This window comes from Hyella patelloides LEGE 07179 (assembly GCF_900659865.1).
In the GTDB taxonomy this organism is placed as follows: domain Bacteria; phylum Cyanobacteriota; class Cyanobacteriia; order Cyanobacteriales; family Xenococcaceae; genus Hyella; species Hyella patelloides.
The window spans coordinates 18347-29898 of the sequence record NZ_LR213826.1; the positions used below are offsets into that span (position 1 = coordinate 18347).

Here is an 11552-nt window from a genome sequence, read left to right on the forward strand (position 1 = left end):
TTTAAATTAATGGCGTGTCTAACCAACCCTCCCAAATATGGGTAATATAACTTTTAACATAAAAATCACGACCAGAAAGAAAATATTACTTCATTCCTCATAATTCATCATTCATCCCTTCTTAAGCCACACTTCCCCGTTTTCTAGCCTCTTTATAAGAAGTACCGACATTTCTAATACCTGCGCGGATTAATTGATGTTCTAGCAGAGCAAAAAACCTTGCGCGATCGCCACTTCTAACTACCGCCTGGTTATGAGATTCTGCTAATGCAACAGGATAACCGTAACCTTTATGGACTTGTCCCAACATAATACTGAGGGATTGATTAAATAATTCGCTGTCTTCGGCTACCCAAGCAGGAATTTCCACGCGGGCGACTTCCGATCCTACATGGACATAACAAAAGTAAACTCGTTGAGCATCATCATACATATCAAGAATTCGTAAATTACTACGATACAAAGGGCTTCTTTGTCCAGGTTGGAGACGTTGCAGCCAAAAAGTAGCATCTCGCAAAGGATCGATGACTTGACAGGGATATTTTTCTAAATCACTACATTGAGCAACACAATTAGGATGTTCGTAAGGACAACTCTGCAAACGTAAAAAGTTAATTCCTTCCACACTACGAGAAGCACTAACGTAACCCATAATCGGGATTTTAGTTTTTCGCAACTGTTCCCAAGCTGCCAATATCGGCGGTAAGATTTGCTCTTTGGCTTCTACGGGAAGTCCATCGAGAAACCAGTAAATCAATGAGCCATCCACCATTGCTAAATTAGGAGTATCTTGATGCGCTCCTGGAGGTAAGACCCACTGACAAGCCATTTCTGCCAGCATTTGGGCTTCTGAAACAGCACGACGGTAGCCCATCCACTCATCTAAGCGAATACCCCATTGTTTAGAAACATATAAGTCTTTTGCTTCGTAAAAAACCTCTGGCAAACTATCTAACAGAGGGTGCAAACTCTGTCCGTAATGGATCATGATCCGCCCCACATTAATCAAATAGCAATAAACAATTTCATGATGGGAAGGAGAAATTTGTGAGCCATCGGTGGCAAATACACTATGACTGTAAGGAGGTGTAGGGATATCAAAACAACTATCCAAAGGCTCAACAGGGGTAGCTATTCCAAAAATAATGCGATCGCGCCAATTCTCCAAGGTATTAATTAACTCTTCTTGTCTGGTACAAACTTTTTGCTGTAACTCCTCCGCTTTAGCAATCCTTTGCAGAGAAGCTTGAGCCTCTTTTTGTAAATGTTGACTGATACCAGGTAATTGTCCTGCAAGTTTAGCGAGATCGAGCATGATGGTAAATTATGAATTATAAATTATGAAGAATAAAATCAAGACTATTAATTTAGTTCTATAAAAACTTTGACATAACTGGTGTTACAAGTGTTTTTACCGCTTGAGAATCAATAAAAATCAGAGTTTCCACTTACTTTTTTTACTTGTTCTCTTATCTTCCTGGCTGGATTTATGTAAAAAGAGTTTAAAAGAAGTAATAATTATTATGAGAGCGATCGAGCCAAAAGTTCAAAATATTTCTTCTAAAAAATAAATAAAATTACATACTACTAAGTGATGAATAAATACTTTTAAAAACAAATTTAGTTTCCTAACAATTTATCAATCTACTAAATCACTATGACAAGTATTACCTTAAGCCTCAAACCCTTCATCGATAAAATTAGCGATCGCGATTTAGAACATCTCTGCCAAGAAAATCCCGAAGCGCGATTAGAAATTAACCCTCAAGGAAAACTAATAGTTATGTCTCCAACAGGCAGTGAAAGCGGTAAATTCAATATTAGCTTAGCTGCTCAAATCTGGAATTGGAACAATCGAACCAAGTTAGGTATTGCTTTTGATTCATCTACAGGCTTTAAGTTATCCAATGGTGCAGTACGCTCGCCTGATGTAAGTTGGGTTGCAGTTGCTAAATGGAATAGTTTGACTAAAAAACAGCAAAGAAAATTCGCCCCCATCGATCCCGATTTTGTAATCGAACTTATAAGTCCCACAGACGATCTAGATGAGTTACAAAATAAAATGAGAGAATATATGAACTGTGGTGTTAAATTGGGTTGGTTAATTAATCCTGAAGATCGACAAGTAGAAATTTATCGTCAGCAAGAAGAACTAGAAATATTAGATAATCCAGAAACTTTATCTGGAGAAGATATTTTACCCAATCTAATTGTCAGTTTAAAAGATATTTTTGAAAATTAAACTAACTGTCACTGCGTCTCTCATTTATCCCTTGTTATTATCCAAAAGACTATCTTTTGTATTACAGCGAGTGTAATCATTCCACGTAGTTAAATCTTGAGCGGGGAAGCTGGATAAAATGCGATCGCGATTTTCTTGGCTTAATCCTTTGACCATACTAAAGTCTGCTCCTGCAATATTAGCCAGGTTACTTAAATCTGCATCGGTGAGATCGGCTGCGCGTAAGTCTACTCCTTTTAATTCTGCACCACTAAAGCGAGCTTTCCGTAAATTAGCACCAGTCAAAAAAGCTTTTTGTAAGTTTGCACCACTCAAGGAAACATCCTCTAAAATAGCTCCTGTTAAGTCCGCACCACTAAGATACGCACCCATAAATTTTGCGCCTGTAAGGTCTACTCCTCTTAAATTAGCTGTGTTGAGGTATGCTCCATTTAAAATCGCACCAGGACCCACCGCACCAGAACTTCTATAATTAAAACCTTCAGGAAATTGGGTTGTTTTGCTATAAACCGTTAGCTGTAGTTTAATGTCTGTGAGGTTGGCATCTGCAAAATTTGTCCCTTGGATATTGGCGCGGGTTATATAAGCACCTGTTAAATTAGCTCTCGTTAGATTAGCATTTTCTAAATTGACTCCCCGCAGATCGGCTTTTTCTAAGTTTGCACCTGTCAGATTTGCTTTGCTGAGGTCAGCATTGGTTAGAGTAACACCAGACAGATTAGCATTACTTAAATCGACTTCTGAAAGAGCGATCGCATACAAGTCTAGGTTTCTTAAATCTGCTCCTGTTAAATTAGCTCCTGATTCAACTTTAGAGATAATATCGGATTTTGTTAAAGCGGTCATGTTACTCAAGAGATGTTGCTAAATATTGCCAGATATTCAGTCAGTTTATCTTTATCTAGTAACCATAAACTAATTATTCACTTTCAATGTAAATTATCGTAAAGTGAGTGGGTAAAATTGATTGTTAAATGGTTTAGCTGTTGTTGGAGATTAAGGTGTGGGGTTTGGGAGTAAGCAAACAGTAATCAATAATCAGCAAGTAAAACTCGATAATTTTGAAGAGTGCATAGCAAGTAATAACGGCGTTTCTGATTTGAGGTATGAAATCAATAACGATCGGGTTCGGAGCTTCCAAGCTCTAAGCTCGCTTGCCTTCTAAAGATTTATAAAAAAGCTCTAATTTTTAAAATCATACTTTGATTCAGCAACGCCTTAACAACTAACCACTGTAGAGACACGAAATCAGAAATATCTACTAACCAAGAACAAAATACTATGAATCAGTTACAAGCTTTAATTTTTGATGTGGATGGCACTTTAGCCAATACCGAAAGAGATGGTCATCGGGTGGCTTTTAATCAAGCTTTTGCCGAAAAAGGATTAGATTGGCATTGGTCAGTAGAGCTTTACGCAGACTTACTAACTGTTGCGGGAGGAAAAGAGAGAATTAAATATCATATCGATCGCTATCAACCAACTTTACCTACAACTGACAGTATGTCAGATTTCATTATTAATTTACATCAACTAAAAAACCAGTATTATCAAGCATTACTCAAACAAGGTGCAATTCCTTTACGTCCTGGTGTAAAACGGATCGTTACTGAAGCGAGAAAACAAGGAATTCGATTAGCGATCGCTACTACTAGTGCTTTATCTAATGCTACAGCTTTGCTAGAAAACACTCTCGATCCTAATTGGTTTGAAGTCATAGCAGCAGGGGATATCGTACCTCAGAAAAAACCCGCACCTGACATTTACTATTATGTTTTGGCAAAAATGAATTTAGCTGGGTCAAATTGTTTAGTTTTTGAAGACTCTCACCACGGTTTGCAAGCTGCTACCAAAGCAGGATTAAAGACTATTGTCACTGTCAACAACTATACAGAAAAGCAAAACTTCGACGAAGCAGTATTAGTAGTTAATCATTTAGGAGAATCTGACAATCCGACAAAATTTATTCAAGGAAGTATTGCTAATATTAATTACCTAAGTTTGGGCGCAGTTCAAAGCTTACTTTAACCTAAAAAACAGCAGGAGTGATGGCAGGTAAATCGTTTGGCTCTAAATCCAAAGATGGTTTTTGGGATAAAATAACGGGGCGACAAAATAGTCATGAAGTACCTCCTAACTGAGGTACAGAGCCAAAAGAGGGCATTTGAGTAGCAGCCTAAATGCGATCGCTGCTATTAAAGGTGTATTTGGTAGTTTGACTGAATAATTAACTTTCTAACGGAGCGCGCAATTAAAGAAGCGTTTTAAGCGTCCTTATTTTTGGCAAAAATTAAGTTAAAGATATCTTTTATGAAATTTTGGGAAAGATGAAGATGTATCTTATGCATTCTCAAAATTTTTAGAGATGACCCAGAATAGTAATCAGCAGTCTAATTCTTCTTTTAAAAATCGTTTTTATCAGGGAGACACTAAAGTCGTTTTATCTCCTGACATCGTTAATAATAATCAAGGGAAATCAGCAAGTTTTCCTGATGTATCTCCTCTTTTATCATCAACAGCACAGCCTCCATCAGCAACACAAAATTGGTGGCGCAATCTCAGTTTTAAAAATCAAATTGCTTTAATTACAGTTACTTTAAGTTTTGCTTCTGCTTCAGTAGTGGGAGGAGCAAGCCATATTTTACCCAATCATTTTAGTAGCTTGGTTTTAGGTAGCTCTTTTGCGGGATTAATAGCAGGAATTGTTACTTTAGTCTTTACCCGCAAATTCACGAATGCCATTGCCGACGCTAATAGTACCATTAATAAATTGGGTAATGGTCAGTTAAACAATTGGGGAGACAAACAGTTAGACGAATTAGAATTGTTGGGGACAAATCTAAACCAACTTTCTGGTCAACTTCAAGTATTAGCAAACGAACAAGGTAAGATTAATCAGCAACGACAGCTTATTAGTAGCATTGCATTTCGTACTCGTCAAACTGCCAATATGGATGTCTTGATGCAAACTGCGGTAGATGGTGCGAGGGATGTTTTAGATACAGACAGGGTTGTTGTTTATCGTTTTAATGACGATTGGACAGGTACGATGATCGCTGAATCTGTAGCAGATGGCTTTCCTCAAGTACTCAATGAAACTATTGGCGATCCTTGCTTTCGCGATCGCCATGTGGCACAATATCAAGCAGGACGTATTAGAGCGATTAGCGATATTTACACTGAGCCTGGTTTAACCGATTGTCATATCAGAATGTTAGACCAGTATAAAGTGCGAGCTAATTTAGTCGTACCCATTCGTCAAAAAGATAAATTAATGGGATTACTGATTGCTCATCATTGCCGAGATGCGAGAGCTTGGCAAAAGGTGGATGTTGATGTCTTAAATCAGATAGCTACGGAAATTGAATATGGGGTAGACTATATCAATTTTGTTGAAGAGCAAAAGAAAACGGCTAAAAGAGCCTGGTTTTTTGGTGATATTGCCTTCCGTGCTAGTCAAACAATGGATTTAGAGGAAGTTTTCAACACCACTGTCAGAGGAGCTAGAGAAATCTTACAAACCGACCGCGTAATGGTGTATCAGTTTAATCACGACTGGTCTGGTACTATGGTTGCTGAATCTGTGGATAAGCAATATCCCAGTGTTCTCGAAGAAACCATTGACGACCCTTGTTTTAGAGGGCGTTACGTAGACTTATACAAGAGTGGTCGAGTCAAAGCGATTAATAATATACGCACTGAACCTGGTTTAACCGAATGCCACATACGTACTTTAGAACAATATGATGTTAAAGCTAATTTAGTTGCACCTATCCGTAAAGATGGGGAATTGATGGGGTTACTCATAGCTCATCATTGTTCTATGCCTAGAATATGGCAAGAAGCTGAAATTGATTTCTTTGCTCAATTAGCTACTCAAGTAGAATACGCTGTAGATAGATTAAGTTACATTGATAAAATTCAAGCAACTGTTGGTAAAGCAAGACTATTTGGCGACTTAGCATTTAGAGCGCGTCAATCTCTCAAAAAAGAAGATATTTTTAATATTACTGTCCAAGGAGCGCGAAAAGCCTTAGAAACAGATCGCGTATTATTTTATAAATTCAACCATGACTGGAGTGGCACAATGATCGCCGAATCTGTTGGGGAAGGTTGGGTTAAAGTATTAGATATCAGAATCGAAGACCCCTGTTTTAAAGGACGTTATGTAGATTTATATCGCAACGGTAGAGTCAAAGCAATTAATGATATCTATAACGAACCAGGAATGACTGATTGTCATATGCGAACTCTAGAACAATACGACGTTAAAGCTAATTTAGTTGTACCTATTCGTAAAGATGACGAACTATATGGCTTATTAATTGCTCATCACTGTGCTGCGCCGAGAGCTTGGCAAAAATCAGAAATGAACTTTTTCTCTGAACTAGCTACTCAAACAGAATACGCATTGGATCACGTTAGCTTTATCGAACAGTTAGAGCAAGCCAAACAAAAAGCAGAAACAGCCTCTTTAGAACAGCGTCAACAAACCGAAGCGATTCAGCATCAGCTAGACACATTGGTTAAAGATATTCAAGATGCTTTTACTGGTAACTTAACCGTCCGCGCACAAGCCACTGATGGGGAAATTGGGATTGTCGCCGAATTTCTCAACACCACTTTAGACAATCTACAAAGAGTAGTCATGCAGGTACAGTCTACTTCAGGCGCAGTGATTGAAACCGTTCATGGCTCAGAAGATAATATTAATAACCTTTCTAACGATGCTTCCCGTCAAGCAGAAGCAATTACAGTAGCTTTAGGACATATTCAAGGTATTACCGAATCGATTCACGGAGTAGCCGATAATGCTCAATCCGCCAAAAAAATGGTGCAACAAGCCAACCAGACCTTAGAAGATGGCGATCGCACTATGAATCGCACTGTGGATGGTATACTCACTATTAAAGAGACTGTGGAAGAAACTGCTCAGAAAGTAAAACGTCTCGGTGAAGCTTCCCAAAAAATCTCCCGCGTAGTTAACTTAATTCGCGACTTAGCCAATCAAACCCATGTATTGGCTCTCAATGCATCTATCGAAGCTAACGGCACATCTGGTGAAGGACAAGGCTTTGCTGTAGTCGCTGAAGAAGTACGCTCTTTATCCGAACAATCTACCGCAGCAACCAAAGAAATCGAGCAAATCCTCGAAGAAATTCAAACCGAAACTAACCAAGTAGCTACCGCGATGGAAGTTGGTAGAGAACAGGTAATTGCAGGTACAGATTTAGTCGAAACCACTAGACAACAGCTAACCTCTATTGCCAAAGTTAGTGGTCAAATTAAGCAATTAGTAGAAGAAATGGCACAATCAGCCACCGCACAAGCAAAAACTTCCGCTTCTGTCTTTCAAACCATGCAAGAAGTGGAAACTATTGCTCAACACACCTCTGCCAAATCCGTTGCTTCGGCAAAATCTTTTAATAAGTTACTAGAAGTAGCAGAAGAGTTAAAAGACAGCGTAACTCAGTTCAAAGTGAATTAATTTTTTGTTCGTTGCTAGTTGCTCGTGGCTCGTTGTTTGTTCTTTTTTGTTTATGGGAAGTAAGCCTAATTTTACAAGTTTGAGAGTTTATCAGTTGTCGGAAAGATTAGCTGATGAAGTTTGGAATATTGTAAAAGATTGGGATTACTTTTCTCAAGACACTCTGGGAAAAAAACTTGTTCGCTCTGCTGACAGCGTTGGTGCAAACATTGACGAGTGACCCTGCGGACGCTCTGTCCGCCAAGGAAAGCGCGAGTTGCTGAGGGACATGGGAGATCTGGTTATCAAGACAAAAAACGCTTTATACATATCGCCAGAGGCTCTCTAAACGAAACAAGACACTGGCTTAGAAGAGCTTATGCTCGTAACTTACTGACTCAAGAACAAATCAGTACAACTCAGCCCATGATTGATGAACTATCTCCCAAGCTCAATGCTTACTTAAATTCAATTAAACCTCGTGACTAACAACAACGAGCAACCAACAACGAGCAACCAACCACTAACAACTAACCACTAAAAAAAGATATGGTTTCTGATTTTCGTCCCCGTGAATCTTATCAATTTTTCCTTCAAGAATCTGTAGAACTCTTACAAACCTTAGAACAGGGATTACTAGAATTAAGAGAAGATTCCAGTACCCAAAAAGTTCATAATCTGATGCGTACTGCTCATTCCATTAAAGGGGGAGCAGCCTGCGTTGGCTTAAACCATATCAAAAAGATTGCCCATGGTTTAGAAAATATTTTTAAAGTTCTCTATCAAGACGACATTGAAATTGATTTAGAACTAGAAGGATTGCTCTTAGAAGCTTACGATCGCTTAAAATCTCCTTTAATGACAGAAATTCATCATGGAGAAAGTAACCCTCATCGTGCGATCGCTGATGCTAAACCTATCTTACAACAATTAGAAGCCAAATTAAATAGCCAACCTAAAGAAAATCAATCTGCAGTCAAAATTCCTTTTGGAGAAGAAATTAAGCGCAGTTTAAAACGTTTAGAAGATATTTTAACCAGTAAAGACAAAACAGAAGTTCTTGAAGCAATCAAAGCACAATTAACTATTTTTCGCGGATTAGCTCAATTATCAAACCTCGATAGTTTTTTGAAGATTGCTAATTCTACTTTAGACAATTTACAAGCTAATCCTCAAAACGTTATTGTTATTGGAACAGAGGCGTTAACTAATCTTCGTGCTACCTATGAAGCAATGTTAACAGGAGAAGAAATAATACAAGAAGCGAAAGTTATTCCTGAAAAAGAGGTTGTTCTCGCAACAAAAGAAGAGCAAGTCTATTCCTTAATGTTTCCTGCTGCGGAAAAAATTGATGGTGAGAGATACTCTTGGGAGGACACGTCATCTGAGGAAACCTCAGACGTTCGTGATGTCCGTTTAGATAACATATCCCATCACCGTGTTGACAAGCGAACTTTAGAAGTTACAGACACAGTTATTGCATCATCGGAAACTGTAGAAACAATATCCGAAATAACTGAACCCACTAATAAATTACCCTCTCTTTCTTTAGGGATACGGATGGATACATCTCGTTTGGAATTACTGCATAACCTAGTAGGAGAATTAGTTACCCAAGACAACCGCTTTTTACTGCAAAACCAACAAAACCGCGATACCTTAACTTCTTTAACTCAATGGTTTAACCGTTTTAAACAGTCAAATCAAGATCTTAAACTCTGGATTGATAAGCTACCTAATGATAGTTGGCAATCAAAACTACAACATAACCAATTAAGTTCACAAAACCCAGCCAATCAACATCTTAAAACATCTCTACAAACCATTATGGAAGAGTTGGCACAGTTAGGAGAAGGTTTACAAGATTTAGCTTTTTTAGATCGAGGATTTGATAAAATACTGAAAAAAAGACAAAAAACAGTTAAAAATCTGCAAAATAACCTTTTAGAAGCTAGTATGCTTCCTATTGGAGAATTATTAGCACAATTTCCTCGTATGGTGAGAGATGTGGCAATTCGTGAAGGAAAACAAGTTAAGCTCCAACTTCAAGGCGAAAAAACCCTAATTGATAAAGCAATTCTCGAAAAACTCTACGATCCGTTAGTACATTTAGTTATAAATTCTATTACTCACGGTTTAGAACTTCCTGATATTAGACAGTATAAAAATAAAGCTTCTCAAGGTACTGTCGTTATATCTACATATCATCAGGGAAACCATACCTATATTGAAATTAAAGATGATGGTAAAGGAATCGATTGGGATAAAATTCGCCAATCTGTTGTCAAGAAAAATTTAGTATCTGCTCATGATGCCAGTAAGTTAACCTTAAATCAATTATCCGAATTTCTTTTTGATTCAGGCTTTTCTACTGCGGATAAAGTAAGTACTCTTGCTGGTCGCGGAATGGGTTTATCGGCTGTTAAACTACAAATCAATAGCCTTAAAGGAACGGTCAAAGTTGAATCTCAACTAAATGCTGGTACTACTTTCACCATTCGCTTACCCCTTACTCTTACCATTATTAAACTATTGGTCTTTAACATCGCAGGAAACTTATTAGCAATTCCCGTAGATTGTTTACTCTCTATCGTGTTAGCAGATAAACAAGACATTCAAACAGATGGTAAGAAAAAATATTATGAATGGCAAGGACAACCAGTCCCAATATGTCCCGAAGCGTTACTATCTTCCTATCGTTATCCTCGTACTGTAGACCCCAGTAAACCATTATCAGGAAGAGATTGGCAAAACTCCTATAAAATCCCCTTGCTACTACTCTCCAACGGTACAAACATCATGGCATTACGTATCGAACAAATACTAATGGAGCAAGATTTAGTCATCAAACCCTTCGATAAAGCGATCGCTGCTCCTGCTTCTCTGATAGGATGTACGGTATTGGGTGATGGTCGTCTGATTCCCGTACTTAACTCTGTAGCCTTAGTGGATAAATGGTTAGGAATTGCCGATACTAATCTTAGCTTACCACCAGCGATCGCTTTTCCTGCTCTACCCACAGTATTAATAGTCGATGATTCTCTCACTATCAGACAAACTCTTTCTACGGCTCTACGCAAAGCAGGATACCGTGTCATTCAATCCCGTGATGGCTTAGAAGGAATCGAGCAATTAAAACAAGAATCAACAATTCAAGCTGCAATTTCCGATATCGAAATGCCCAGAATGAATGGTTTAGAATTTCTCAGTCGCGCCCGACAATTAAGAGGTACTTCTTTTCCTGTAATTATGTTAACTTCCCGCAGCAGCGATAAATATCGTCAATTAGCTCATAATTTGGGTGCAACTCGCTATTTAACCAAACCTTTTGTCGATAAAGAAGTTTTGGCTAGTTTAGAACAATCCCTTTATAGCTAATTGATTAATTATTTTTAATAAGAGCGATTTCTTTTTACAATCAACTGGGTAATTTGATTTTATGTCATATAACCCAGACAAGCATCACAGGCGATCTATTAGATTATCAGGCTACGATTATTCTCAAGCAGGATATTATTTTGTCACCATTTGCTGTTATCAAAGACAATGTTTTTTTGGTGAGATTATTGATGGTGCGATGCAATTAAATCAATATGGTGAAATTGTGGCTGAAACCTATCAATGGTTAGCTCAACGTTATCCTTATTTAATTTTAGATGAATGGGTCATCATGCCCAATCATTTTCATGGAATTATGGTTTTAACCAATAAACCCTCAGGGTAAGCGCAAGAAAAATGAAGCTGTAATATGCTATTAAAATCCATTCAATAATCGGATTCTCAATGGCGAAAGGTTTCGGCGAAGCGAAGAAGTCTCAAAAGAATAGTGGTAAACCCTCGTCA

At 38.0% G+C, this 11552-nt stretch carries 7 protein-coding genes and 1 pseudogene; 6 read left to right on the plus strand and 2 right to left on the minus strand.

Annotation, left to right across the window (positions count from 1 at the left end; translation table 11 throughout):
• Positions 1-121: 121 nt before the first annotated feature.
• On the minus strand, positions 122-1315 hold the full coding sequence (locus H1P_RS11785) for a DNA double-strand break repair nuclease NurA (RefSeq protein ID WP_144867313.1): 1194 nt from the start codon (positions 1313-1315) through the stop codon (positions 122-124).
• Between the two features lie 342 nt (positions 1316-1657).
• Between H1P_RS11785 and H1P_RS11790 the strand changes: the two genes are divergently transcribed.
• Complete coding sequence (locus H1P_RS11790; RefSeq protein WP_144867314.1) at positions 1658-2242, plus strand: Uma2 family endonuclease; 585 nt, start codon at positions 1658-1660, stop codon at positions 2240-2242.
• A 24-nt stretch (positions 2243-2266) separates the two neighbouring features.
• Here the strand turns inward: H1P_RS11790 and H1P_RS11795 are convergent, their stop codons facing one another.
• Positions 2267-3088, minus strand: a complete 822-nt coding sequence (locus H1P_RS11795) for a pentapeptide repeat-containing protein (protein WP_144867315.1) — start codon at positions 3086-3088, stop codon at positions 2267-2269.
• Between the two features lie 435 nt (positions 3089-3523).
• Between H1P_RS11795 and H1P_RS11800 the strand changes: the two genes are divergently transcribed.
• The 5 genes and pseudogenes from H1P_RS11800 to H1P_RS38205 all read left to right on the plus strand — a co-directional run bounded on the left by H1P_RS11800 (position 3524) and on the right by H1P_RS38205 (position 11433).
• On the plus strand, positions 3524-4270 hold the full coding sequence (locus tag H1P_RS11800; protein ID WP_144867316.1) for an HAD family hydrolase: 747 nt from the start codon (positions 3524-3526) through the stop codon (positions 4268-4270).
• Between the two features lie 337 nt (positions 4271-4607).
• Positions 4608-7730, plus strand: coding sequence for a GAF domain-containing protein (locus tag H1P_RS11805; RefSeq protein ID WP_144867317.1), 3123 nt, complete (start codon positions 4608-4610; stop codon positions 7728-7730).
• A gap of 52 nt (positions 7731-7782) precedes the next feature.
• Positions 7783-8198, plus strand: a pseudogene (locus H1P_RS39350) (four helix bundle protein).
• A gap of 60 nt (positions 8199-8258) precedes the next feature.
• Positions 8259-11087 (plus strand): hybrid sensor histidine kinase/response regulator, encoded by a 2829-nt coding sequence (locus tag H1P_RS11815; protein ID WP_144867318.1) that lies wholly within the window; start codon positions 8259-8261, stop codon positions 11085-11087.
• A gap of 61 nt (positions 11088-11148) precedes the next feature.
• Positions 11149-11433 (plus strand): transposase, encoded by a 285-nt coding sequence (locus H1P_RS38205; protein WP_186375942.1) that lies wholly within the window; start codon positions 11149-11151, stop codon positions 11431-11433.
• The last annotated feature ends 119 nt before the right edge of the window (positions 11434-11552 follow it).

Bases quoted from the DNA above. Each gene is read 5' to 3' on its own strand.
- H1P_RS11790 (WP_144867314.1), top strand. From the start codon at position 1,658: ATGACAAGTATTACCTTAAGCCTCAAACCCTTCATCGATAAAATTAGC.
- H1P_RS11805 (WP_144867317.1), top strand. From the start codon at position 4,608: ATGACCCAGAATAGTAATCAGCAGTCTAATTCTTCTTTTAAAAATCGT.
- H1P_RS11785 (WP_144867313.1), bottom strand. From the start codon at position 1,315: ATGCTCGATCTCGCTAAACTTGCAGGACAATTACCTGGTATCAGTCAA.
- H1P_RS11815 (WP_144867318.1), top strand. From the start codon at position 8,259: ATGGTTTCTGATTTTCGTCCCCGTGAATCTTATCAATTTTTCCTTCAA.
- H1P_RS38205 (WP_186375942.1), top strand. From the start codon at position 11,149: ATGTCATATAACCCAGACAAGCATCACAGGCGATCTATTAGATTATCA.
- H1P_RS11800 (WP_144867316.1), top strand. From the start codon at position 3,524: ATGAATCAGTTACAAGCTTTAATTTTTGATGTGGATGGCACTTTAGCC.
- H1P_RS11795 (WP_144867315.1), bottom strand. From the start codon at position 3,088: ATGACCGCTTTAACAAAATCCGATATTATCTCTAAAGTTGAATCAGGA.